Origin of the sequence: Oricola indica (assembly GCF_019966595.1) — a bacterium.
Taxonomy (GTDB): Bacteria; Pseudomonadota; Alphaproteobacteria; order Rhizobiales; family Rhizobiaceae; genus Oricola; species Oricola indica.
In genome coordinates this window covers 597,222-622,404 of record NZ_JAINFJ010000001.1, presented here as the reverse complement: position 1 = coordinate 622,404, position 25,183 = coordinate 597,222, and the positions used below count along the sequence as shown (strand labels likewise).

The window sequence follows — 25,183 nt, the reverse complement described above, 5'->3', positions numbered from 1 at the left end:
CAGACGGGGCCGTGGAGCGATCCGCGGCCCTTTTTCGATCTCAATGCCTGCCCGGAAGGTTTGCCATGACGATTGCCGACGATATCGAGATGCTGAAACGCCAGGAGGAGGCGCTGCGGTTCGACGCGATGAGCGACGAGGATGCGTGGAGGCTGGGCTCGCTGATGCGGTCGCGCGCGGTCGAGAAGGGATTGCCGCTGGTTATCGACATCCGTGTCGCCGGACGGCCGCTGTTCTATACCGCGCTCCCGGGCACGGCGCCGGACAATCCGGAATGGGTCAGGCGCAAGATCAATGTGGTGATGCGCTACCACAAATGCTCCTACCGGGTCGGACGCGAACTCGCTGCGAGCGGATCGACGCTCGACGAGGATCGCGGCGTGTTGCCGATCGAGATGGCGCCGCATGGCGGCTGCTTCCCGATCCATATCAAGGGAACGGGCATTGTCGGCACGGTCACCGTGTCCGGTATCCCGCAGCGTGACGACCACGGGTTCGTGGTCGAATGCCTGTGCGACTATCTCGGTGTCGATCCAGCGCCGCTGGCGCTCGGCCCGGAAGGCTGATCGCGCGACGGTTTTGCGGCGTCAGTTGGTGACTGCGTTCAGACGCAGCGCGGCGACGCCGACGGCGATGTTGATGCCCTGCTGCGACTGAAGGCTGACCGGCTGCAGCGCGAAGGATTTTTCCAGACCGCCGACGAGCACGTTCGCACCAAGGCCGACGACGAAGGAGGCCGAGGCGGTCGCGCCGCCATAATTGCCGGCAAGGGCGCCAGGCGCGTAACCGTTCACCGCGGGGGCGACGACCGCCCAGCGGAGTACCGCATTCTCCGTCGTGCCGAGATCGAGGCCGTATTTCTCGATGGTTCCCGTATATGTCTCGGGCGTCCGCGCTGTCGATGCCGGGGTGAAGGTGCATTGGAGATTGCTGGTCGAGGCTAGCACGAGATTGACGCCACCCTCGACCGTGCAGTCCAACATGCCGAGTTCGACCCGCGCGCCTGCCATTGCGGGAGCGGCGAGACCGGTCGCCAGCGCGGCGGACAGGATCAGCGATTTGGTGCGTTTCATTTGGTTGCCCTTTTGTGTTCGGTTGCCGTCCGTGTCTCGCAGAATTGTGGCGTTGTTGCGCCGGAAACCCGTGCGAAATATAGGTCAGCAATGTTGACATATATTGCGTGAAAGCGCATGGTCGCCTCCCCACCTCAGGAGACAGGGCCGTGACGCAACATTTCCGCTTCGCCGCGCGCGAAACCCGCATGAAGGCGTCCGAGATCCGCGAGTTGCTGAAGCTGCTCGACCGGCCGGACATCATCTCGTTTGCGGGCGGAATTCCGGATGCGGCGCTGTTTCCGGCCGACGATTTCCGGCAGGCCTTCGACGCGGCCCTTGCCGGCGACGCGGCGAAATCGGCGCTGCAATATTCGCCGAGCGAGGGCCATGCCGGCCTGCGCGCGTGGATCGCGGGCGAGATGGGGCGCATCGGCGTCGATTGCGGCCCCGAGAACATCCTGATCACAGCCGGATCGCAGCAGGCGCTCGACTATCTCGGCAAGCTGTTCCTGTCGCCGGGCGACACGGCGCTGGTCACATGGCCGACCTATCTCGGCGCCTTGCAGGCCTTCAATGCCTACGAGCCGACCTACGACCGGCTGGAGCCGATGGCCAATCGCGACGCGCAGGATTATGCCGACCGCGCGGCGGAGCAGGGCGGCGCGGTGAAATTCGCCTATATGTCGCCGGACTTCGCCAACCCGACCGGCGAGACGATGACGCACGAGCAGCGCGAACGGGTGCTCGACCTTGCCGACGCGCTGGACATCGCGGTGATCGAGGACGGGGCCTACCAGGCGCTTCGCTATGACGGCGATGCGATCCCGCCGATGCTGGCGCTGGAGATCGCGCGCAAGGGCGATATCGACGCTTGCCGGACGCTCTATTGCGGCTCGTTCTCGAAGACGCTGTCGCCGGGCCTGCGCGTCGGTTGGGTCTGCGCGTCCCGCGAGATCGTGTCGCGGCTGGTGATCCTCGTCCAGGCGGGTGGGTTGCATACGGCGACTCTCAACCAGGCGGCGGTCGACCTGGTGGCCCGGACCGTTTTCGACGAACAGGTCGCACAGGCGCGCTCCGTCTATGCGGCGCGGCGCGACCGGATGCTGGCGGCGCTGGCGCGCGAAATGCCCGACGGTGTCGAATGGACGAAGCCGGAAGGCGGCATGTTCATCTGGCTCACCCTGCCTGCGGGGATGGACGGCGCGGCACTGCTCGTCCGGTCGCTGGACAGCGCAGGCGTGGCTTTCGTTCCCGGAAGCGCCTTCTTCGCCGATGGCTCCGGCGCGAACACGATCAGGCTTTCGTTTTCCTGCGCCTCGGACGAGATGATTGATACGGGGATCTCGCGGCTGGCCGGGCTGATACGCGCGGCGTAAGGCCGGCGACGCGATGCGAAAAAGGGCCGCGGCGATAACCGCGACCCTTCCGGCGTCCGTGCCAGGGATTGAAAAGGACGCCTTATTCGGCCGGTGCAAGCGCCGCGGTGTCGTCGTGCCGCTCGGTCGTGATCAGCTTGCCGCTCAGCTGGAAGAAGACCTTGATGGTCAGCGCCTGCAGGACGACCAGCGGGGCATAGGCGACGAAATAGGCGACCGAGAACTTGTCCATCACGCCGATGCCGAGAAGGCCCGCATTGATCAGGAAGTTGGCGAAGACGAACAGCGCGACGCCGGGGCAGATCAGGGTGAAGGCGCCGGAAGACCGCTTTTCGCCGGAGACATACTGCTCGAAGTAACGGGCGCGCTTCATCACCGCGAAGCCGACAAGGCCGAAGACGAGCTGGATCGAGAACAGGGTCGCGAGCATGGCGAATTTGTCTCCGGCAGCCCATTCGGCGCCGAAATTGTGCTCCAGCGCCATCTTCATGCGATAGACGGCGATGCCGACCACCGTGACGAAGGGGATGATGATCCACAGCGTCGGGACGGTTTCCGGGTTGGCGCGATGCTCCATCATCGAGCGGAAGCCCATGACCATGAAGATCGCGGCGAACAGCACGGCGGCGACGAGGAAAAAGCTCGCGCCCATGAAGCCGACCACGGAGGTGACGGGATTGTGGCTCATGGCCGTGGCGGCGGAAAACCCGACGCCGATCATGGCGAAGGCGAAGACCGACAGCATGGTGGCCAGCGAGTTGTTGTTGGCGCAATGAAAACCGCCATCGACCAGCACACGGCTCATGAAGTCCGCGAAGAGACGCAGCGCGTAGACGCCGATCAGGGCGAAGGCGAGCAGCGCGGCCGGGAACAGGAATTCCACGATTCCCCAGAGGCCCGGAACGAAGACCGCGCCGATGATGAAGCCCACATTGACGCTCATCGCCAGCGTCAGCGGGATCGACATCAGCTGGGTTTCGGCATTGCCCGTGCGCAGCTTTTGCGCGGCTTCGGTCTGTTTCCACGCGTTGTAGCGCGAGAAGTTCCAGACGAGCAGGCGCACATGCAGCACGGAAAAGACCACGATGCCGGCAAGGGAAACCGCGATGAGTGCCTGCATGGCGAGCGAACCAGTCTGGAACGCGGCCATCAGGGTGGAAAAGGACGGGATGGGCTGACCCGCATGGGGCGTCATCCACATGATGTACATGAAGAACGACACGGCCAATCCGCCAGCGCCGAGCGCGGCGAGGAAATAAAGCGGATTGTACGGTGCCGGGGCTGCTTTCGATAACGACATGGTCGAACCTCCAGTTTGTATATTCGGTTTTGTTTATATAAGAGATTGCGCATATAAATTGATCCAGATCAAAATCAATGTCGCTTCGGCGCGGGTGCGTCAGTCTTACGCATCGGCTATGGAGGCTCCGGCGATCTGGAAAGGGTGGCGAGAATGCAAAGCGGGATCTTGAGGCCGGAAACGGTGCGCCTGGCGGTTGAAGGCGGAAGGCTCTCCTATGAGGCGCGAAACCGCGCGGCGATCGACGCCTATTGGGCCGATTGCAAGGCCGCCAATTCGCGGCTGTGGAACGGGCCGTTCTTCATGTTCGAGGAGGTGTCGGTCGGCGGGAGCGTGTTCTCCGGGCGGGGACGACGCACGGATTTCGCGACCTTTCTCCACTGGCGCGACCACGGCCGCCCGCCGGAGGCAGTGCATGTGACGGGGACATCGCTGCCGATGACGGCGGATGGCGCGCTTTTCGCGGTGCGCATGGCGGCTCACACGGCCAATGCCGGCGCGGTCTATTTTCCGGCGGGCTCCTTCGATGCGGAAGATATCGTCGATGGCGGGTTCGACGTGACCAGCAACATCGCGCGCGAATTGGCCGAGGAGACGGGCCTCGTCTTCGACGAGAGCATGGCCGAAGGCGCGTATACGGTGGTGGCCGACCGGGGGGCCTTCCACGTTGCGCGGCGCAGCCGGCTGCCGGGCGATTTCGATGCCTGCCTCGATCTCATGCGGCGTCACCAGGCGCGGACGGGCGACGATGAACTCGAAACCGCGATCGCCGTGCGGGCCGGTGGCGAGGGCGCGGACCTGCTCAAGCCCTATGCGCGCATGCTGGCCGATTGGCACTTCGAAAACGCGGCATTTTCCTGTAGCGGATAGGCAGCTTCAGGGAGAATCGCATGGCAAGGCGCTACGCAATCTACGATGTCTTCACGGACCATGCACTGGCGGGCAACCCGCTGGCCGTGGTCTTCGATGCCGAGGGGCTCGACGACACGGCGATGCAGGCGATCGCGCGCGAGTTCAACCTGTCCGAGACGGTTTTCATCGGCCCGGCGGATAATCCGGCGCATGCGGCGCGGCTGCGCATCTTCACGCCGGGGCGCGAATTGCCGTTCGCCGGGCACCCGACGGTCGGCGCGGCGATCGCGCTCGGGTCCGAGGCGTCTGACGATGCCGGCGACCGGCGGCTGATGGTGCTGGAGGAGGCGATCGGTCCGGTCCGCTGCGCGCTGCGCATGGATGACATCCCCTATGCGGAATTCGACCTGCCGGCCTTGCCCCGACAGCTGCCCTTCGAGATCGACAAGGCGGCGGTCGCGCTGGCGCTCGGCATTGATGCCGACGAAATCGGCTTCGAGAACCACCATGTCAGCGTCTGGTCGGCGGGCAACAGCTTCGTCTTCGTGCCGCTGGCGGGGCTGGGTGTCGCCGAGCGGATACGGATCGATCCGGCCACATGGCTCGATATCGCGCCGGCGGTGGACGGACACAAGGCATCACTCTACGCCTATTGCCGCGAGACGATCCGCCACGACTGCGCCTTCCATGCGCGCATGTTCGCGCCGGAGATGGGGCTTGCCGAGGATCCGGCCACCGGATCCGCCGTGGCCAATTTCGCCGGGGTGATCGCGCATTTCGATGGGCTGGCGGAAGGCCCCTCCGCGTTCTTGATCGAACAGGGCGTGGAGATGGGACGACCGTCGCAGATCCGCCTCGAGATCGACGGTCGCGGCGGGGCGATCCACGCCGCGCGGATCGGCGGCCATGCCGTCAGGGTCGCCGAGGGAACACTGACGCTCTAAGGCCCTTTACAAACGGCCGAAGCAAGACTAGATAGCGCGCTCCGGCGGGTGTGTAGCTCAGATGGTAGAGCAGCTGACTCTTAATCAGCGGGTCCACGGTTCGAGCCCGTGCTCACCCACCAATTTCTTCAAAAGAATCAATAATTTGTATGGACGGACGTCCATACTCATTATTTGCGAAATAGTAATATAACGAAAATTGGCGTTCGTTCCCTAGAGGGCGACTTGCGGCACCTAAGCGCTGGAAGTTAAGAATCGCCAATGGCCTATCTGAAGAACCAGCACTTCGTTCCCAAAGCTCATTTCAAACCTTTTAGTTTAAATGGGGAGGCCAACTCAATTAATATTTTTAATATTCGTTCCCGGCGCGTAATTAATAACGCTTCCGTATCAGGTCAGTGCTCTAAGAATTATTTCTATGGCAAAGACAGAAATATTGAGAAGGCTTTTAATTCTATCGAAGGTAGATACGCCACGATAATTCGTTCTTTAGAGCTTGGGGATTCTGTATTTGAGAAAGGCTACCTTCGCGATTTACGTAGCTTTATGTTCATACAGTTCCTGAGGACAGAGCAAGCTCTAAAAAGAACAGGTCAGTCAAATCGCGAGATGGCTGACGTTGTTTTTAGAGATGTCGATAAAATGGAAAGACCTCCGCTTTTAACAAAGGAGGAGATAATAGCGATTTCTATGTCCATTTTTATCGAGAAGCACGATATCTTAGATGACTTGAAAATGGTGATAGTTCGCAATAATACTCCTTATGAATTTTATACATCAGATGATCCTGCCGTTATTACAAATAGATATCACATCAGGGAGAATAATAGGACGAATTTTGGGCTAACGAATTCCGGCGCCATTTTTGTTTTGCCGCTGAGCCCGGATAAATTGTTCCTTTGCTATGATGGATTTGTCTACACAATCCCAGGAAAGAGTGGGATGTTTGTAGAAATAGACAACACGGAGGATTTAGATGCTTTCAACCAACTGCAGATACTTAATTCAAGTCAGAATATATATTTTAAGGATCCTTCAATGGGCGAGCGCGTGAGTGAGCAATATCGACAGTGGAGCGTGCATCGTGAAGAGCGGAGATTTGAGATCAACCAGTTTGTCCCAGACGATGAAGTGCCGGGCCGCTATAAGATCGGAACAGAGGTTGAGGTAAGCGAAGCTCGTGAAACGATGCTCGTATCATCGCAAGTCCGATTTCGGCCGACTATTTGGCCAAGAATTTTAAAGTGGCGTAATCCGCCCCGAGTGGTCAAAACCGGAACTGGTCTTGGGACGATAAGGCCGGGCACACGCGATTTCGGCTAGAGACGTATCATCGCCGTAAACGTCCCCTCAGTAGGGCGGACCTTCTCCGTGCCCCGCAAAACCGCTCCCTCGTCATTGTCGAGAAATGCACCGACCGCATCGCTGACGGACACTAGCCCAAAGTCGCTATGAACGAGTACGGTGTTGCCGTCACCATCGTCTGACGGTTTCACCTCGAATTTACGGCCCTGCCGAAATAGCGCCGCGCCGCGCAGCAGCGTTTTCTTGACGCCCGGCCGGATCAGATCGGCGCGGATCGTTCCTCGGTCTTCTCTTTGTGAAGGCGGGCAATTTCAGCATCCGCTGCCGCCACGCGCCCATCGAAGTCGACTTTGAGTTCGTCCCGTTCCGCAACGTTTACCTCTACAACGCCCGGAACTGGCTCGTCGCCCTGCCAGTCAATGCGTTCCTGTCCGGAATCTGGCCGATCGACCCGCTAATCCTGCACTTGTTATTCCGACACCAGCACGTAATTGGGTTTCGACACGCTAAGCGCGATCGGCGGGCGAAGTGGAAAAGTGATCGAAAGCGGCGCGCCGGAGCAGGCCTTTCCTGACCCGGAGAACGCCTGCACTCGTTAGCTCGTTTCCTCGTTTCTCAGCTGTCGGGGCAAGCGCGCTCTGCCTCCTCTAATCGCCAGACTCGTCAGCATTGCAAGCGGGCGGCGGCTGCGATGAAGACGTCAGTTGATCTCGAAGGGCGTCTCGGCGATGCCGCTGGACTCCGTGCGAATCCTGAACAACGAGCCGGATAGCGGCGCTTCGCTGAGCCGTTGCGACGAGAGGCGGATGCGTGCGGAGGTGACGAACAGATCCTGAAGGTCGGGGCCTCCGAAGATGCAACTTGTGGGGCGGGGCACCGGCAGGGGAATACGTCTGTCGATCTTTCCGTCCGGCTGATAGCGATTGATCGCCCAGCCATCGTAATGCGCGATCCACAGAAAGCCGTCGCGATCCACTGTCAGCCCGCCCAGACGGCCTGCTTCCTGCGGGACCTCGATAAGGATGTCCCTTCGGCCGATTTCGCCGGTTGCCAGGTCGAACTCGTAGCGGAACACCTGGTTTCGGCCAGAATCGATGAAGTACATCAGCTTGTCGTCAGGGGACCAGGCGATGCCGTTGCTGATTGCGAAGCCCGTATCGACCGCGACTGCGGACCCGTCTCCGGTGATACAGTAGAGGCTTCCGTGGCCGGGCGTTCCGTCGATGGCCATGCTGCCCACCCACAGGCGCCCCGCGCGATCGACCTTTGCGTCGTTCAGCCGGTTCGAACTCAGACGTGGTTCGGGATCGGAGAAGGGCGTCAGTTGGTGCGACTGGAGGTCGAGCATCTGAACGCCCTTCTGTGTCGCGACGATCATGCGGTCGGTCTTCGTGTGCGCGACGGCGCTCAGCATGCAAGGGAAGCGGACGACCTTGTTGTGCTGGAGATCGGGGCTGAAGATGTTGAGCGAAGGTTCGAGGATGTTCACCCAATAGAGCGCGTTCTGTTCGGGAACCCAGAGCGGGCCTTCGCCCTGGATGGCCCGGGTCTCGTATGCGCAGGACACCTCGTCGGGAATGCTCTCCTTCGGGCGCGGCGGTGTCGAGACGGAGAAGGGCTGGGTGTACATGCCGGCATTGCCGGCAATGCGGCGCGCGGCGTCGATGAGGTCCCTGCCGATGGCGTCCAGCTTGTCCCAGTCCAGCCGGAACGAGGGACCTGTCACGGTCAGTGCCCCGACCGGCCGGTTGCTCGCGTCAAGGATAGGTGCGGATACCGAGGCGATACCCTGGACCCGCTCCTCCATCGACGTGGCGTAGCCTCTCGCAGTCACGAGGTCGATGTGGCGCCGCAGCTCCATCTCATCCGTGATCGTCGACGGCGTGAGTTGCTCGAGGTCGAGGCGGGAGAGAATTTCGGAGCTTTGAACCGGCTCCAGCTTGCTGAGCATGGCCTTGCCGGCGGAACTCGCATGCGCCGGGGCGCGGCTGCCGACCGCGCTGGCAACCCTGAGCTCGCTCGTCGCGTCGACCTGGTCGATATAAAGCACCTCATAGCCGTCCAGCACGGAGAGCCTTGTCGTTTCGCCCAGACGGTCGCGCAAGGCGATCAGTTCACTGGAGGCCGCGCTTCTCAGGTCGAAGCTCTCCCAGACCGTATGCGCCAGATCGAAGAGCTTCGTGCCCAGCAGATAGGACTGGTCGGACGGGTCGTGGCGCAGATACCGGCGATCGACCAGCGCCTGAAGAAGACGGTATAGCGTGCCCTTGGAAAGATCGGTCGCCGCAAGCAGATCGGTGATGCGTGGCGGCGTCCTCGATTCGGCGACGGCATCCATGACGCGGAATGCCTTGTATAGAAGCGCAACACCGGGGACTTCCCGATCCTGTTTCGTGGTTTTGCTCGATTCCTTGCTCACGTCGAATGCCTCGGCAGGTGGCTATGGTCGTTTTCACAGTCTTCACGGAATCGGACTTGCCCCGATGTTTCCCGAGAGTGGCATAATATGGAAGCTTTGACCAAATGTCAGCCAGTCGTTTCATGATGTTGAAATTGCTGCCGTAGCTTCCAGAGTCCGTGCATTTGCTGCATTTCTCCATCCCCCATCGCGCCTTCATGTGGAGCCCTAGCATGCGCGGAATGAATGGAGGCTGAATTTTGTTTCTCAAACTATGGACATGTCGTCCATATTATGCGATTTCGAATTATGCGCTTCCGATGTTTGTGGCCGGCGTGGTTCGGCCGGCATGGGAATGTGCAATTGTTCGGATGTTCGACCGGAGTTCCCGATCGTGCCCGAGCCTGGCTAACGAGCGAACGGGAGGTTTTCGCCAATGAAACAGCTACTCGCAGCAACCTGCATAGCGGCACTCGCGCATATTGGAGGTGTTGTCGCCCCTGCGTCAGCAGCGGATGTCACCATCCGCGCGGCGCATGTGTTCAACACATCTTTCTCGTCTCACCTCGGTGTGGTGGACTTCGCCGAGCGGGTCGCAGACAAGACAAACGGCGCGGTCGAAGTGAAAATCTTCCCGGATGGTCAGCTCGGCAACGAGCGTGAACTGCTGGAAGGCGCGACGCTCGGCTCGCACGACATCTCGCTGACCGGCGCCGCCGGCTGGGCGATCATCAATCCGAAGCTCGGCACGTTCGAGTTGCCCTTCCTCTATCGCGACATGGACCACCAGCAGAAAGTCTTCAACGGCGATCTGCGCGGCGCGGTCGATGAGATGTTCGACGAGAAGGGGCTCAAGTTTCTCGCCTATTTCGCCTACGGCTTGCGCAGCACGCTGACCGCCGATGCGCCGGTCGATACGCTGGAAAGCTTCAAGGGCCTGAAGATCCGCGTTCCGGAAGTGCCGATCTTCGTGAAGACCTTCGAGGCGCTCGGCGCCAACCCGACGCCGATCAATTTCGGTGAAATCTACACAGCGCTGCAGTCCGGCGTCGTGCAGGCGGTCGAGGGGTCTCCCGAATCGATGCTGGCGCAGAAGTTCACCGAGGTGACCAAGTACTTCTCCCTGACCCAGCACCAGTCTCCGCCGATCCTGGTGGCGATGAACAAAGCGGCGTTCGAACGTCTGAGCCCGGAGCATCAGGCTGCTGTTCTCGAGGCGGCGCAAGAGGCATCCGACGCCCTGTTCGACAAGGTCGTCAAGGCCAATGCCGATGCGGTCGAGGCCATGAAGGCCGACGGTGTGGAAGTCGTCGAGGTCTCGGATGCCGAGCGCGAAAAGATCAAGCAGGCCGTCCAGCCCGTCTATGAAGAGCTCGGCGCCCAGTACGAAAGCGGCGAACTGCTCGGAAAGATCGCAGCGGTCGAATAAGCTCCTCCCGGAGCCGCCCGGCACGCATCAGATCGCTGCGTGCCGGGCAATCGGGAAACTCGTTCAAGGAATTCGGAAATGACCTGGTTTCATTCGTTCGCTTCTGCGGTGGTCGCCGCAGTGGAATGGATCGTTGCGATCCTGTTTGCGATCTTGATCGGCCTGACGGGCATTCAGGTTTTCAATCGCTTCTTTCTCAATGACTCGGTCGCCTGGGCGGAGGAGGTCTCCAAGATCCTCCTGTTCTATATCGTGTTCCTTTCGGGGTCTCTTGCCGTTCAGCGCAAGGCTTTCTCGGCCTTCGATACCTACCGGTCCCTGCCTGCGAAGCTGCATGTCGCCGCGCTCGTTGGCATCAACGTGATCATCCTGGCCTTTCTTTCGGCTGCGCTGTTCTTCGGCGTGAAGATCGTCTCGCTGACGATGACACAGATCACGCCGGCGCTCGAACTGCCGCAGGCCATCGTCTACGGCGCTGTTCCGCTCGGAATGACGTTCATGATCGTCGTCACCATTGACCGCATTATCGCCGTCCTCGACGGACGCGAAGAGGCGTAACCGTCATGCTGTTTCCTCTCTTTGGACTGTTCTTCCTGCTCACGCTGATCGGCTTGCCGATCGTCTTCGCCATCGGTGTTGCCGGGGCGGGCACCTTCCTGTTCTTCTCCGGGCAGCCCGGTTTCGTGGTCGCCCAGAAGATGATCGGCGGGATCGACAGTTTCCCCTTTCTGGCCGTCCCATTCTTCGTTTTCGCAGGCATCTGCATGGAAGCGGGCGGCATTTCGCTGCGCATCGTGAATTTCGCCAACTCGCTTGTCGGCGCCATTCGCGGCGGCCTTGCGCAGGTTGCGATCGTCACCAGCATGATCTTCGCGGGCATTTCGGGGTCTGGCGTCGCGGATGCGTCCGCTGTCGGGTCGGTGCTGATCCCGTCGATGCGCCAGAAGGGATTCAACCCCGCTTTCTCGGCCGCACTGATCGCTGCGGCAGGCTCGATCGGCATGATCATTCCGCCAAGCATGCTGATGATCGTCTATGGCAGCCTCACCGGCGTATCGATCGGTGCGCTGTTCGTGGGTGGCATCGTCCCGGGCGTCCTGATCGGCCTTGGACTGATGATCTACTCCTATTTCTACGCAAAGAAGGAGAACTATCCGGTTGAGCCGTCCGCGAGCTTCGGCGAGTTGTGGCGCAGCTTCCGGTCCGCGTTCTGGGCGCTACTGACACCGGTGCTGATCGTCGGCGGTATCCTGGCTGGCGTCTTCACGGCGACCGAGGCGGGCGCTGTCGCGGCGATCTACGCCTTCGTCATCAGCGCTTTCGTCTATCGCGAATTGCCGCTTGGGGAGCTGAAGGAAATCTTCGTCAAATCGGCGGTCGTCACGGCATCGGTGCTGCTCGTGATCTCGTTTGCAGCGATCTTCTCCTACATCATGGCCATCGAGCAGGTTCCTGCAGCGATGCGCGGCTTCCTGTTTTCCATTTCCTCGAACAAGTTCGCCATTCTGGGACTGATCGTCGGCATGCTGATCATTCTTGGCTGCGTGATCGAGACGATGGTGATCATCATTATCCTGGTGCCGGTGCTGGCGCCGATTGGAGCCGCCGTGGGGTTCGATCCGGTGCAGTTCGGCGTCCTTATGGTGATTGCGCTCAATCTGGGCGGCATCACGCCTCCGGTCGGCGTGCTGCTCTTCCTCACCAGTTCGCTCGCGGGAACGGGGCTTGCACGGACGAGCCGGCATATCGCGCCGATGATTCCGATCTTCATCATCGTGATGGCTTTGATCGCCTTCGTGCCGCAGACCGTCACCTACCTGCCCAGCGTGTTCATTCGGTAGGGGCGGGGAGATGTTTCACAGCGGCGCCAATGCCCTCAGATTCAATGGTGATTTCACCTACAAGGGCTTCCGGCTCTCCATTCTGGAGAACGAGCACTGGCGGGTTTCGGTGATGCCGGAACGCGGGGCGGAGATCGTCTCGGCCTGTTACAAGCCGAGAGACTTCGAGGTGTTCGGGCACATGCCCGAGCGCATGGCCGACCGCCACGGTTTTCCGCCTTCGGCGACACCGGCCGGTTCCGCCTTCGTCAACGGCTTCGCCGGCGGCTGGCAATCGGTCTTTCCCAATGGCGGCAGTGCCTGCAGCCATGATGGCGCGGCCCACGAGATGATGGGCGAGGGATGGCGGCTCGATTGGCGTGTTACGGAGTGTTCCAATGACGGCGACAGCCTGAGCGTGTCATTCGAGGCGGCAACGTCGCAGACGCCGTTCAGCCTTGTTCGCACGGTCCGGCTGCGAGACGGAGACCCGGTCTTCGACGTGGTCGAAACGGTGACCAATACATCGCGCCAGTCGATGGATTTCATGTGGGGGCAGCACCTGACTTTTGATGCCGAGCGCTATGGAGACGGCGACTGGGCGCTCGATGTCGCGGCGACGCGTGCGGAAACGAATACGGGCTCCGTACTCGATCCCGATGCCCGGCAACCGGGCATGCGCCGGAACATGTTTCCTGTCGGTGGCGACTTCGCCTGGCCATCGCTGGAAACGGCCGGCGGAGCACAGGTCGATGGATCGCGGATACCGCGCTCCGGGACCACCGAGAACTGCGACATGATCTACTTGCACGGCAATGACGGCTGGTTCGCCCTGATGAACCGTCGGCAGGCCTGCGGGCTCTACATGCGCTGGCCGGCGGCGCAGTTGCCGTATCTCTGGTACTGGCAGAATTTTCGCGGCTCGTACGGATATCCCTGGTTCGGGACCGGCAACATCTTCGCGCTCGAACCCTTCACCAGCTACCCGGCTTACGGTCTCGCCGAGGCCGTGAAGAGGGGCGTTCACTACACGCTCGATGCGGGGGAGACGGTCACGTTTCCGATGAATCTCGGCTGGATCGAGGGGCATTCACGCATTTCCGACGCGGGAGATCTTCCCAAGCCTCGCGCACACACTTCCCTTATGGAGAATTGATCACATGAAAATCACAGAGGTTCGCCCGATCCTTCTTTCGCAGGTCTACACCGATGACGAGGTGTGGGGCTGGTCCGGCGGCGAGGTTCGGGTGTGGAACAGCACGCTGGTGCAGGTCTTCACCGACAAGGGCGTCTACGGTCTCGGCGAGATGGGCACGGGTCATTATCTGCCGGAAGCCGCCAAGGCGATCTGCGACTCGATTTCGCCGATGCTGATCGGCAAGGACCCGTTCGAGATCGAGGTCCTGCAGCGCAAGCTCTACAAACTCGGCGCGAATTGGGGCCGTCGCGGCCTCGCGATGGGCGTTATCAGCGGCATCGAGAACGCGCTCTGGGACCTGAAGGGCAAGGCGCTCGGTGTACCGGTGCACAGCCTGCTCGGCGGCAAGCATCGCGATCGGATCCGCGCCTATGCCAGCGGCGGCATGACCCAACCGCTTGAATCGCTGAAGGAAGAAGTGGCGAGTTATCGCGAGCGCGGCTTTACGGCCGTGAAGGTTCGGGGCGGCATTTCCGCGAAGAGGGACGTCGAGATCGCTCGCGCGACACGCGAGGCCGCAGGGCCGGACATGGATGTAATGCTAGACGCGGGGCAGGGCTACGTGCCCGAACCGTGGACCGTCCTGGAAGCAATCGAGGTTACCAAGGCGCTCGCTGAAATCGACCTGTTTTTCCTCGAGGAGCCGGTGCGGACCGACGAGATCGACAGCTATGCGCAAGTGCGCGCGGCCAGCGCGGTCCCGGTAGCGGGCGGCGAGAACGGCTGCTCGATCTACGAGTTCAAGGCGCTGGTCGATGCGAACGCTGTCGATATCCTGCAGCCGGACGTGACCCATGCCGGCGGCATCAGCGAGGTGAAGCGCATTGCCGAATACGCGGCGCTCTATGGCAAGCCGATTGCGCCGCATGTCTTCCGCACGGGCGCTTCGCTGACCGCGCACCTGCATCTTCTCGCGGCAATCCCGAACGCGCTGATCTGCGAATACCAGCAGATCGCCAATGGTCTGCGGGAAGACCTTCTGGTGGAGCCGATCGAGATGGTGGACGGCAATCTGATCGTGCCGGACAGCCCCGGTCTCGGCATCCACATCACCGACGAAATCATCGAGAAATACGCCTACAAGCCCGGTCATATCCAGCGCTTCAAGGTCGAGTCGGACTGATCGTGCGATGACCTGCGAAATTACTCCCCTGTCCTTCGCCGAGATCGAGGCGAGCGAGGCCGTGCTGTTCGAGGGCGGCGCGCCCTCGACGCTGCGACCCATCGGCTGTTTCTGCTGGCTGCTCAGGGCACCGGACTTCACCGCGCTGGTGGATACCGGGATCAGCGATTTCGGGGTCATCAACGCGACAGTGAAGACCAATGGACGCTCATGGCAGGCTGCGGGCCGGCGGCCAATTCAGGCGCAACTGGCGTCGGCCGGCCTTTCGCCCGACGATATAGACGCGGTCATCCTGACGCATCTTCACTACGACCATGCGTCGAATGTGGATGTTTTCGGACGAGCGCGCTTCTTTGTCGGCGAGCGGGAATGGGGCTGGGCGCGGGGCGAAGGCGCACGGGCCGCTCTGCCGCAGCTTGCAGGAGCGCTGGCGTTCCTCGAGGCATTGCCCGCGGATCGCCTTTCGCTGCTGCCGGACAGCGCCGAACCGCTGCCGGGCGTACGTACCCGCCATGTCGGCGGTCATACGCCGGGAAGCATCATGGTCGAATGTGAAACGGATGCCGGGCGCGTGATCATGCCCGGCGACGCGATCTTCCTGCTGGACAATCTCAGGCGGAAAACCGCGATCGGGCTGACGTCGTCGCCCGAGGAGTCACGGGCAGTGATCGACCTGCTTTCGGATTTCGACGGCATCGTGCTGCCAAGCCACGATCTCGATGCCGCGCGGCAAATCAACGGAACGGGAGCGCAATCATGCTGATCGATCTTTCGGGCAAGACCGTGCTGGTGACCGGCGGTTCATCGGGCATCGGGCGGGCGATCGCGAAATCCATGCTGGATGCCGGCGCACGGGTCTTCATCACCTATCTGAGTCAAGCGAACGATGCGGCCGGCTTCGTGGAAGATGCGCGGGCGCGGGGCCGCTCCGCGGAGGCTTTCGCGCTCGATGCGGGGAACACGGAGGCGATCCGCACCCTCTTTGCCGAACTCGATCAGGAGAAGGGCGGCGTCGACATCCTCGTCAACAATGCCGGCATCGTTTCCTATGTCGACTTCCTGACGCTGGAAGAGTCCGAATGGGACCGCATGCTCAACGTCAACCTGAAGGCGGCAATGTTGTGCGCGCAGTTGACGGCGCAATCGCTCGTACGTCGCGGCAAAGGCGGCCGGATCATCAACATTTCCTCGATTTCCGGCCGGCGCGCCGAGCCGCGCCGGACGCATTACTGCGTGTCGAAGGCGGGAATGGACATGCTTACGCGCGGTCTCGCCCTTGAACTGGCAAGCTACGGGATCACCGCGAATTCCGTCGCGCCGGGCACGATCCGCACAAACATGACCGAGACGGCGCTCTCCGATCCGGATCGCCACGACACGATCGTTTCGCGCACACCAATGGGCCGTATCGGCATACCTGACGATTTGGCGGGCATCGCGACGTTCCTGGCTTCGGACCACGCCGCCTTCATCACCGGTCAGGTGATCCATGTCGACGGCGGCCAACTGCTTTAAACCATACAAGGAGAATGAAATGGACGAACCTTTCCAGGGCGTTTGCCCGGTGCTCAACACGCCGTTCAAGGACAATGGCGATGTGGACCACGAAGGTCTGGTTAACATCGTCGATTACGCCATCGACAAGGGATGCCGGAGCCTGTCGATCTTCGCGATGAACAGCGAGCCGACGAAGCTGACGCCAAGCGAGAAGATCGAAACGCTCGACACCTTCATGAACGCTGCCAAGGGACGCGCGCACACTGCTATCGGTGTTATCGAGGATTCGGTCAAAGGCGCACAGGAAATGGCGAGGCTGGCGGAGGAAAAGGGTGCCGATGCGCTGATCCTGTTTCCGCCCGGCCGAGTGCCGCCGCAGGGCGAGCGTTTTGCAAAGTTCCTGGAAGCGATCGCCGGTGAAGTCTCGATCCCGGTCATGTATCAGGACGCGCCGCGGACGACGGGTGTTTCGGTCTCCACCGAATTCCTGATCGATCTGACGCGACGCATCCCGAATCTGAAATATTCGAAGGTGGAATGCCCGGTGCCGGTACGTCGCATCGACGAATTGCAGGAAGCGACCGGCGGCGCGCTGCGCTGCATGTCGGGCAATGGCGGCATCTACACGGTCGATGCTTTCCGACGCGGCGCATGGGCGGTGATGCCGGGCGTGGCGGTCGTGGACCGGTTCGTCGAACTGTACCGTAATTTTGCGGCAGGCAATCTCGACGGTGCGCGTGACATCTTCGAGAACATGATGCCGCTGCTGTGGTTCGAGGACCAGTCGCTCGAGTTCTTCATTGCTTGCGAAAAGCAGATCCTTTTCGATCGCGGCGTGATCGGCAGCACGCATGTTCGCGAGAATGGCCTCAGGCTGAATGCGTTCGATCTGGATGAGCTGCGGGCGCTTGTCGGACGGCTGCAGGGCGCTTCCGCACCAGCCGCCGCTGCATAAGGAACGACAGGATGAACAGAATTGATCTTTCCGGCCAGGTCGCAATCGTCACCGGAGGCGCGCAGGGGATCGGTTTCGCTGTCTCGAAACGCATCGTCGACAGCGGGGCCAGGGTTGTGCTGCTCGACATGGACGAGAAGCTGGCCGGTGAAGCGGCGGCAAGCCTCGGAGGGGCCGCGACCGCGAAATGCGGCGACATTACCGATCTCCCCGCGCTGGAACGCATCCATGCCGAAGTGGAGGCGGAAACCGGCCCGGTTTCGCTGCTGGTGAATTCTGCCGGGATCGCGGGCAGCAACGCGACGTTGCAGGACTATGATCCGGTCGAATGGCGCAAGATTGTGGACATCAACCTGATCGGCACGTTTCACATCAACCGGGTGGTCCTCCCGGGCATGATCGCGCGCGGTTATGGGCGCATCGTCAACATTGCGTCGATCGCCGGCAAGGAGGGCAATCCAAATGCTTCGGCCTATTCGGCCTCGAAGGCCGGCGTGATCGGGCTGACCAAGTCACTGGGCAAGGAATTGGCGGGGCAGGATATTGCCGTCAACTGCATCACGCCAGCGGCCGCGCGCACGCGCATTTTCGACCAGATGTCACAACAGCATATCGACTACATGCTGTCGAAAATCCCGCGCGCTCGTTTCCTCGAACTCGACGAAGTCGCGTCAATGGTGGCCTGGCTGCTGTCGCGGGAGAACTCTTACACCACCGGCGCGGTCTTCGATCTGTCCGGCGGCCGGGCGACTTACTGAATTCCATTAGGATAGAACCTCATGAAACTTCTGCGCATCGGCGCCAAAGGCGCCGAGAAACCCGCCATCGTTCATTCCGACGGGACGATCCGCGACCTGTCCTCCGTCGTTGACGATATCTCCGGCGATGCCCTGACCGATGAGGGGCTGGCGACAATCGCCGCGGCCGATCCCGCCGCACTGCCCGTGCTCGATGCGGACAGCCGCATCGGGCCCTGTGTCGGCCATGTCGGCAAGTTCATCTGCATCGGCCTGAACTATGCCGATCATGCCGCCGAAAGCGGCATGGCGGTGCCCGAGGAGCCGATCATCTTCTTCAAGGCGACCAGCGCGATCACCGGACCGAACGATCCTGTCATTATCCCCAAGGGCAGCGAAAAGACCGACTGGGAGGTCGAACTCGGCATCGTGATCGGCAAGGCGGCCCGTTACATCGGCGAGGACGCGGCGATGGACCATGTGGCCGGCTACTGCCTCGTCAACGATGTCTCCGAACGCGCCTTCCAGATCGAGCGGGCGGGCCAGTGGGTCAAGGGCAAGAGCGCCGACAGTTTCGGCCCGATCGGCCCATGGCTGGTGACACGGGACGAAATCGCCGATCCCCAGAACCTCGCCATGTGGCTGGAGGTCGACAGACACCGCTACCAGGACGGCTCGACGCGCACGATGGTGTTCGGCGTGGCGCATCTCGTCAGCTACCTGTCGCAGTTCATGAGCCTGCATCCGGGAGACATCATCTCGACGGGCACCCCCCCGGGCGTCGGCATGGGGCAGACACCGCCGGTCTATCTAAAAGCAGGCCAGACCATCCGTCTCGGCATCGAAGGCCTCGGCGAACAGACGCAAACGACCGTCGCGTGGGACGCGAAAATCTAGGGCTGTCACATGAGGCTGGATCAGGCGCTGACGATTGCCGACCTGAAGGACATGGCGCGCGCCAGGGTGCCGCGCATGTTTTTCGACTATGCGGACAGCGGATCGTGGACGGAGGGTACCTACCGGGCGAATAGTGACGATCTCGGGTCGATCCTGTTCGAGCAGCGGGTGGCCGTCGATCTGTCGAACCGCACGACGCGGAGCGAGATGGCGGGAAGGGACGTTTCCATGCCCGTCGCGCTCGCTCCGACCGGGCTGACGGGCATGCAGCACGCTGACGGCGAGATTCTCGGCGCGCGCGCTGCCGCCCGCTTCGGTGTTCCTTTCACGCTTTCGACCATGAGCATCTGTTCGATCGAGGCGGTTGCGGCGGCCACGGATGCACCGTTCTGGTTCCAGCTCTATGTGATGCGCGACCTCGATTTCGTCGATAACCTGATCGAGCGCGCCGATGCTGCGGGATGCGACGCGCTGGTGCTGACCCTTGATCTCCAGATCCTCGGCCAGCGACACAAGGACATCCGTAACGGGCTCGGCGCGCCGCCGAAACTCGGTTTGAGCAGCTTTCTGCAGATGGCGAGCAGACCACGCTGGTGCGTGGACATGCTTCGGACACGCAACCGGTCATTCGGCAACATTGTCGGTCATGCGAAGAATGTGAGCGATTTGTCGTCGCTTTCGTCATGGACCGCGGAACAGTTCGACCCGGAACTGAACTGGGGAAAGATCGCCCGCATCCGGAACAAGTGGCCGCGCAAGTTGATACTCAAGGGCATCATGAACGCCGATGACGCACGAATGGCGGCGGAAAACGGCGCCGATGCGATCGTCGTCTCCAACCATGGCGGTCGCCAGCTTGACGGCGCGCCATCATCGATCTCGGTTCTGCAGTCCATCGTTGACGCTGTCGGAGACCGTGTCGAGGTGCATTTCGACGGCGGTATCTCTTCCGGACAAGACGTGCTGCGGGCGCTCGCACTCGGCGCCAAGGGCACATATATCGGCCGTTCCTGGCTCTACGGGCTCGGCGCTGGCGGCGAGGCTGGCGTCAGACGTGCGCTTGAGATTATCCGCAATGAACTGGATCTGACCATGGCGTTCTGCGGCGAGCGCGACATCCGCAATGTGGGGCGCCACATCCTTCATTCTGTCGCGGAACAGGCTGCTTGAGGCGAAGCGGGAGGCGCGCGCGAATTCCAATATGGACCCTGCGCCCTTCGAATTTGCTCCGGACGTCGGGCCTTGCGGGCGGATGGTCCGCGCTTGACCGGTCGAAAACTCCCATCATAATTCGGGCATCAAGACGACAGAGTATGCCGTCATCGACATCTCGACGGACGGGACACTGATCGTGAATTGCCATCCGCGCCTTTCGAAAACGAAAGCCTCTCACGCCGCGACATGTCGTGGCGGCGGGATCTGGCATGACGGGTGAACGTCTGGTCATCCGGGGGCAGGTACAGGGCGTCGGTTTCCGGCCCGCCGTATGGCGGCTGGCGCGTGAACTGGGCCTTGCCGGCGATGTGCGCAATACGGGCGATGGTGTGGAAATCCGCCTGTGGGGCGAAGGCCGCGCCGTGTTTGTCGAGCGTCTGAGGGCGGAGCTGCCGGCCCTTGCCGAAATCGAGGCGCTTGAACGGACGCCGATCTCCGGGCCCGCGCCGGCGGGCTTCGATATCCTGTCGTCGGCAAGCGGTCGGATGCGATCGAGCGTCACGCCCGACGCCGCGACCTGTCCGGATTGCCTCGAGGAAATTCGCGATCCGCGCGCGCATCGCTTTCGTTATCCCTTCACCAACTGCACCAATTGCGGCCCACGCTTTTCCATCGTCCGGGGTGCGCCCTATGATCGTGCTCGTACGACCATGCGCGACTTTTCGATGTGCGAAACATGCGCGGCCGAATATGGGGATCCGGCCGACCGGCGGTTTCATGCCCAGCCGATCGCGTGTGCGGTCTGTGGGCCGGAAGTCTGGATCGAACGGTTGGGCGACCACGCAGTGCCTGGTGAAAGGCTCGAAACGGAGGACGCTCTGGGAGCCGCCTGCGATGCGATCCTGGAAGGCCGGATCGTGGCGGTGAAAGGGATTGGCGGGTTCCATCTCGCCTGCGACGCCACGCGGGCCGATGTAGTTGCGCTTCTGCGCGAGAGAAAGAGGCGGAAAAGCAGGGCATTTGCGATGATGGCGCGGGATCCCGATGTCATCCGGCGCCATGCGCATGTCGGCGCGGAGGAGGAAGCGCTTCTGATGTCGCCCGCCGCGCCGGTCGTGCTGCTTCGGGCGCGGGGCGGGACTTTGCCCGACGCGGTGGCGCCGGGGCTGGACCGGCTCGGTTTCATGCTGCCCCACACGCCGATGCATCATCTGATGCTGCAGGAGATGGATCGCCCGGTCGTGATGACTTCCGGCAATATTTCCGGCGAGCCGCAATGCACCGCCAATGACGACGCACGAAAGAGGCTTGCGGGCGTGGCGGGCCTTGCGCTCATGCATAACCGCGATATCGCCAATCGGATCGACGACAGCGTCGCCGTCGTGGTCGCGGGCAAACCTCGCATGCTGCGCCGTGCACGGGGGTATGCGCCGAAGCCGATCGCACTGCCGGACGGGTTCGACGATACGGTCCAGGTGCTGGCGCTCGGCTCGGAACTGAAAAACACGTTCTGCCTGATCAAGGACGGGCAGGCGGTGGTGAGCCAGCACATGGGCGATCTCGAGAATGCGGCGGTCCACGCCGATGTGGAGCACAATCTGGCGCTCTACGGAGACCTCTACGAGCACACGCCGACGGTCTTCGCGGTCGATAGCCATCCCGACTATCTCTCGACCAAGCGCGGCCATGCGATGGCAGGCGATGGCCAAGTGATCGAGGTTCAGCACCATCACGCCCATATCGCCGCCTGCATGGCGGAAAACGGTCTGCCGCTCGATGCGGGGGCGGTGCTCGGGATCGCGATGGACGGTCTCGGGCTGGGCGATGACGGCACGATGTGGGGCGGCGAGTTTCTCGCCTGCACCTATCGCGGCCATGAACGCCTTGCGTCTCTGAAGCCCGTGGCCCTGCCGGGCGGCACCGCAGCCGTCCGCGAACCCTGGCGCAATCTTTACGCACAGATCATGGCGGGCATGGGCTGGGCCGCGTTCGCCGGCCAGTTTGCCCGCCTCGATGTCTTCGCAACGCTGGACGCCAAGCCGCGCGACACGCTGGACGCGATGATACGGACCGGCACCAACAGTCCGTTGTCGTCATCCTGCGGCCGGCTGTTCGATGCCGCGGCCGCGCTTGTCGGATTGTGCCCGGAGCGGCAGGACTATGAGGGGCAGGCGGCGATACTGTTCGAGGCAGCGCTCGACCCGGCGGCGATGGATGAAGAGGCCGGATACGCCTATCCGTTTGCGATCGCGCCGCGTGGCGAGAAAGGCCTTCCGCAGATCGATCCGGCCGCTGTATGGCGCGCCATGCTCGGCGATCTCGCGTCGGGCACGCCGGTCGGCATCATCTCGGCGCGGTTTCATCGCGGCCTGGCCAAGGCGATCATCGCCATGGCCAAACAACTCGCAACCGGGACGGAAATCGGCACAGTCGCGCTTTCCGGCGGGTGTTTTCAGAATGCGATCCTGTTAACACTGGTGGAGGACGGCCTGAAGGACGCGGGTCTTCACGTGATCAGCCATTCGAAAGTGCCGGCCAATGATGGCGGGCTGTCGCTTGGTCAGGCCGCCGTCGCAGTCGCCATGTTGTCCGAACAGGAGAAGGCTCATGTGCCTCGGAATTCCCGGACTGATCGTTGAGATTTCTGATGCCGACCGCAAGCTGGCGGTTGTCGACGTGTCGGGTGTCCGGCGCGAGGTCAATGTCGCGCCGATCATCGAGGATGACGCGATGGAGGACCTCGTCGGCGTGTGGACGCTGGTCCATGTCGGCTTCGCGATGAGCCGCATCGACGAAGAGGAGGCGGCGAAGACTCTGGAAGTGCTGCGCATGTTCGGCGAGGCGCAGGAAGAGATCGACGCGATGATGGCGTCCGAAGCGATGCTTGCCGGCGACACGCCGGAGGCCGCCGAATGAAATATGCGGACGAATTCCGCGATCCGGTGGCGGCGAGGGGGCTTCTCGCGAAGATCGAGGCGATCACCGACGCGATCGGCGCGACGGCGGACAAGCCGCTCCACATCATGGAGATATGCGGCGGTCATACGCACGCGATTTTCCGCTACGGGCTCGACAAACTGACCCCGCCGGGTATCGAGTTCATCCACGGGCCGGGATGTCCGGTCTGTGTGCTGCCGATGAGCCGGGTCGACGAATGCGTCCAGATCGCGGAGCAACCGGGTGTCATCCTGTGCACTTTCGGCGATGCGATGCGCGTGCCGGGCACCCGGAAATCGCTGATGCAGGCCAAGGCCGATGGCTGCGATATCCGCATGGTCTATTCGCCGCTCGACGCGCTGGAACTTGCGCGGCGCAACCCTGCCCGCGAGGTTGTGTTCTTCGGTCTCGGCTTCGAGACGACCACGCCGTCGACGGCGTTCTCGATCCAGCAGGCGGCGAGCGAGGGCTTGGAGAACTTCACGGTGTTCTGCAACCACATCACCGTGCCGCCGCCGATCAAGGCGCTGCTCGACGATCCGGAGATGAGGCTCGACGGTTTCGTCGGTCCGGGTCATGTCTCCATGGTGATCGGGGTTCGCCCGTATGATTTCATCGCGCGGGACTATGGCAAGCCGATCGTCGTCGCGGGGTTCGAGCCGCTCGACCTGCTGCAATCCGTTCTCATGGTTCTCGAGCAGATTCGCGACGGGCGGGCCGAGGTAGAGAACCAGTATGCGCGTGTCGTGCCGGACGAGGGCAATCCCGCCAGCATCGCCGCTTGCGACGATGTCTACGAGAAGCGCGATCGCTTCGAATGGCGCGGGCTGGGCGAGATCGACGCTTCGGGGCTGAAGATCCGGGAAAAATATGCCGCTTTCGACGCGGAGCGGAAATTCGGCATCGGCTACGGCGCATCGGGCCGGTCGGTCGAGGAGCCGGAAGGGTGCCGTTGCGGTGACGTGATGACCGGCCGCATCAAGCCGTTGCAGTGCCCGCAATTCGGCGCCGGGTGCACGCCGGAAACGCCGCTGGGCGCGTTGATGGTTTCGTCCGAGGGCGCATGCGCGGCCTATTACCAGTATGGCGGCGCCCGGCTCGAGGCGGCGCAATGACGCTGCAATCCGGCCTGGCGACCGCCCGCGCCGGCCGCAAGCTCAAGGCGGACACGATCACGCTGGCCCATGGTGGTGGCGGCAAGGCCATGCGCGACCTGATCGAGGATGTTTTCACCTCTGTCTTCGAACCGGCGGATATGGAGGATCAGGCCCGGCTGACCGACGCGGCCCTGCGCGAGGATGGCGCGACGCTGGCCTTTACCACCGACAGTTTCGTCGTCGATCCGATCGAGTTTCCGGGTGGCGACATCGGCAAGATTGCCGTGTGCGGGACGGTCAACGATCTTGCCGTTGGCGGGGCGAAACCGCTCTGGCTGTCCGCGGCCTTCATCATCGAGGAAGGTGTCGAGATTTCGCTGCTGCGCCGGGTCGTGGCGTCGATGCGGGCGGCGGCGGACGAGGCGGGGGTACGCATCGTCACCGGCGACACGAAGGTGGTCGGCAGGGGATCGGCGGACAAGCTCTTCGTCACCACGTCGGGTGTCGGGGTCATTCCGGCGGGCCGCGATCTCGCGGCGCGCAATGTGCGTCCGGGCGATGTCGCGATCGTCAATGGCGTGCTCGGCGATCACGGGGCGGCAATCCTGGCGGCACGCGGCGACATGGCGTTGTCGGCCGAAATCGAGTCCGATTGCCGGCCGCTCAACGCGTTGATGGAAGCCGTCATCGCGGTGGCGCCAGATGTGCGCTGCGCCCGTGACGCGACGCGCGGCGGGCTGGCCTCGGCGCTCAACGAGATCGCGGATGCTGCCGGTATCGGTATCGAGATCGACGAGGCCGGCATTCCGTTGCGCGCGGAGGTGAAAGGGGTTTGCGAGATCCTGGGTCTCGACCCGCTCTACCTCGCCAATGAAGGCACGCTGGTGCTTTTTGCGCCGCCGGAGAAGGTCGATGCTGTGCTCGCCGCGATGCGCTCGACGCCGGCGGGCCGCGATGCTACGATCATCGGCAAGGCCGTCGATAGCCATCCGCGCATCGTGGTGATGCAGACGCTGTTCGGCGGAGGCCGCATCGTCGACATGCTGGTCGGCGAGCAGCTTCCGCGCATCTGCTGATCCTTTTCGATTCCTGCCGACCGGGCAGGCTC

General features: G+C 62.3%; 23 protein-coding genes and 1 tRNA gene. 21 read left to right on the top strand and 3 right to left on the bottom strand.

The window, feature by feature from the left end; all coding sequences use genetic code 11:
* The first annotated feature begins 65 nt into the window (after positions 1–65).
* Entirely contained in the window at positions 66–566 is a 501-nt protein-coding gene (locus LC343_RS02925; protein WP_223475592.1) for a heme-degrading domain-containing protein, read from the top strand.
* Between the two features lie 21 nt (positions 567–587).
* On the opposite strand, the gene LC343_RS02920 is transcribed toward LC343_RS02925, so the two are convergent.
* On the bottom strand, positions 588–1,073 hold the full coding sequence (locus LC343_RS02920) for a DUF992 domain-containing protein (RefSeq protein ID WP_223475591.1): 486 nt from the start codon (positions 1,071–1,073) through the stop codon (positions 588–590).
* Positions 1,074–1,261: 188 nt separating this feature from the next.
* On the opposite strand from LC343_RS02920, the gene LC343_RS02915 reads away from it, so the two are divergent.
* A complete protein-coding gene (locus tag LC343_RS02915; RefSeq protein ID WP_223476098.1) occupies positions 1,262–2,431 on the top strand; it encodes an aminotransferase-like domain-containing protein in 1,170 nt (389 codons plus the stop codon).
* Between the two features lie 82 nt (positions 2,432–2,513).
* On the opposite strand, the gene LC343_RS02910 is transcribed toward LC343_RS02915, so the two are convergent.
* The gene (locus tag LC343_RS02910; protein ID WP_223475590.1) at positions 2,514–3,731 is read right to left on the bottom strand and encodes a TsoY family (seleno)protein; all 1,218 of its coding nucleotides are present in this window, start codon (positions 3,729–3,731) and stop codon (positions 2,514–2,516) included.
* A gap of 153 nt (positions 3,732–3,884) precedes the next feature.
* Here LC343_RS02910 and LC343_RS02905 point away from each other — a divergent pair, with 153 nt between their 5' ends.
* From LC343_RS02905 to LC343_RS02890, 4 genes are all read left to right on the top strand, one after another.
* The gene (locus LC343_RS02905; RefSeq protein WP_223475589.1) at positions 3,885–4,601 is read left to right on the top strand and encodes a hypothetical protein; all 717 of its coding nucleotides are present in this window, start codon (positions 3,885–3,887) and stop codon (positions 4,599–4,601) included.
* A 20-nt stretch (positions 4,602–4,621) separates the two neighbouring features.
* Positions 4,622–5,527 carry a PhzF family phenazine biosynthesis protein gene (locus LC343_RS02900; protein ID WP_223475588.1) on the top strand — a complete coding sequence of 302 codons (906 nt, stop codon included), beginning with the start codon at positions 4,622–4,624 and terminating at the stop codon, positions 5,525–5,527.
* Between the two features lie 46 nt (positions 5,528–5,573).
* A tRNA-Lys gene (locus LC343_RS02895) sits at positions 5,574–5,649 on the top strand.
* 139 nt (positions 5,650–5,788) lie between these two features.
* Positions 5,789–6,850: a DUF4238 domain-containing protein gene (locus LC343_RS02890; protein ID WP_223475587.1), complete on the top strand. Its 1,062-nt coding sequence runs from the start codon at positions 5,789–5,791 to the stop codon at positions 6,848–6,850.
* Positions 6,851–7,532: 682 nt separating this feature from the next.
* On the opposite strand, the gene LC343_RS25205 is transcribed toward LC343_RS02890, so the two are convergent.
* Entirely contained in the window at positions 7,533–9,251 is a 1,719-nt protein-coding gene (locus LC343_RS25205; protein WP_223475586.1) for an SMP-30/gluconolactonase/LRE family protein, read from the bottom strand.
* A gap of 415 nt (positions 9,252–9,666) precedes the next feature.
* Between LC343_RS25205 and LC343_RS02880 the strand changes: the two genes are divergently transcribed.
* The 15 genes from LC343_RS02880 (at position 9,667) to hypE (ending at position 25,151) form a co-directional block, all read left to right on the top strand.
* A complete protein-coding gene (locus tag LC343_RS02880) occupies positions 9,667–10,659 on the top strand; it encodes a TRAP transporter substrate-binding protein (protein ID WP_223475585.1) in 993 nt (330 codons plus the stop codon).
* Positions 10,660–10,737: 78 nt separating this feature from the next.
* Positions 10,738–11,217: a TRAP transporter small permease gene (locus LC343_RS02875; RefSeq protein WP_223475584.1), complete on the top strand. Its 480-nt coding sequence runs from the start codon at positions 10,738–10,740 to the stop codon at positions 11,215–11,217.
* A gap of 5 nt (positions 11,218–11,222) precedes the next feature.
* The gene (locus LC343_RS02870; RefSeq protein ID WP_223475583.1) at positions 11,223–12,500 is read left to right on the top strand and encodes a TRAP transporter large permease; all 1,278 of its coding nucleotides are present in this window, start codon (positions 11,223–11,225) and stop codon (positions 12,498–12,500) included.
* Between the two features lie 10 nt (positions 12,501–12,510).
* Positions 12,511–13,635 carry an aldose epimerase family protein gene (locus LC343_RS02865; RefSeq protein ID WP_223475582.1) on the top strand — a complete coding sequence of 375 codons (1,125 nt, stop codon included), beginning with the start codon at positions 12,511–12,513 and terminating at the stop codon, positions 13,633–13,635.
* A gap of 4 nt (positions 13,636–13,639) precedes the next feature.
* Positions 13,640–14,800, top strand: coding sequence for a mandelate racemase/muconate lactonizing enzyme family protein (locus LC343_RS02860; protein ID WP_223475581.1), 1,161 nt, complete (start codon positions 13,640–13,642; stop codon positions 14,798–14,800).
* A gap of 7 nt (positions 14,801–14,807) precedes the next feature.
* Positions 14,808–15,563 (top strand): N-acyl homoserine lactonase family protein, encoded by a 756-nt coding sequence (locus LC343_RS02855; protein ID WP_223475580.1) that lies wholly within the window; start codon positions 14,808–14,810, stop codon positions 15,561–15,563.
* Positions 15,557–16,315 carry an SDR family NAD(P)-dependent oxidoreductase gene (locus tag LC343_RS02850; RefSeq protein WP_223475579.1) on the top strand — a complete coding sequence of 253 codons (759 nt, stop codon included), beginning with the start codon at positions 15,557–15,559 and terminating at the stop codon, positions 16,313–16,315. Before LC343_RS02855 ends, LC343_RS02850 begins: the two co-directional genes overlap by 7 nt.
* Positions 16,316–16,334: 19 nt before the next feature.
* Positions 16,335–17,252, top strand: a complete 918-nt coding sequence (locus LC343_RS02845) for a dihydrodipicolinate synthase family protein (RefSeq protein ID WP_223475578.1) — start codon at positions 16,335–16,337, stop codon at positions 17,250–17,252.
* Between the two features lie 11 nt (positions 17,253–17,263).
* Positions 17,264–18,010 (top strand): SDR family NAD(P)-dependent oxidoreductase, encoded by a 747-nt coding sequence (locus tag LC343_RS02840; RefSeq protein ID WP_223475577.1) that lies wholly within the window; start codon positions 17,264–17,266, stop codon positions 18,008–18,010.
* Positions 18,011–18,031: 21 nt separating this feature from the next.
* Positions 18,032–18,886 (top strand): fumarylacetoacetate hydrolase family protein, encoded by an 855-nt coding sequence (locus LC343_RS02835; protein WP_223475576.1) that lies wholly within the window; start codon positions 18,032–18,034, stop codon positions 18,884–18,886.
* Between the two features lie 9 nt (positions 18,887–18,895).
* Entirely contained in the window at positions 18,896–20,056 is a 1,161-nt protein-coding gene (locus tag LC343_RS02830; protein WP_223475575.1) for an alpha-hydroxy acid oxidase, read from the top strand.
* 254 nt (positions 20,057–20,310) lie between these two features.
* The gene (gene hypF / locus LC343_RS02825) at positions 20,311–22,680 is read left to right on the top strand and encodes a carbamoyltransferase HypF (RefSeq protein WP_223475574.1); all 2,370 of its coding nucleotides are present in this window, start codon (positions 20,311–20,313) and stop codon (positions 22,678–22,680) included.
* Positions 22,649–22,957 (top strand): HypC/HybG/HupF family hydrogenase formation chaperone, encoded by a 309-nt coding sequence (gene hypC, locus LC343_RS02820; RefSeq protein ID WP_223475573.1) that lies wholly within the window; start codon positions 22,649–22,651, stop codon positions 22,955–22,957. Before hypF ends, hypC begins: the two co-directional genes overlap by 32 nt.
* On the top strand, positions 22,954–24,093 hold the full coding sequence (gene hypD / locus LC343_RS02815) for a hydrogenase formation protein HypD (RefSeq protein ID WP_223475572.1): 1,140 nt from the start codon (positions 22,954–22,956) through the stop codon (positions 24,091–24,093). The genes hypC and hypD overlap by 4 nt, the downstream gene beginning before the upstream one ends.
* On the top strand, positions 24,090–25,151 hold the full coding sequence (gene hypE, locus LC343_RS02810) for a hydrogenase expression/formation protein HypE (RefSeq protein WP_223475571.1): 1,062 nt from the start codon (positions 24,090–24,092) through the stop codon (positions 25,149–25,151). The genes hypD and hypE overlap by 4 nt, the downstream gene beginning before the upstream one ends.
* Positions 25,152–25,183: the final 32 nt, after the last annotated feature.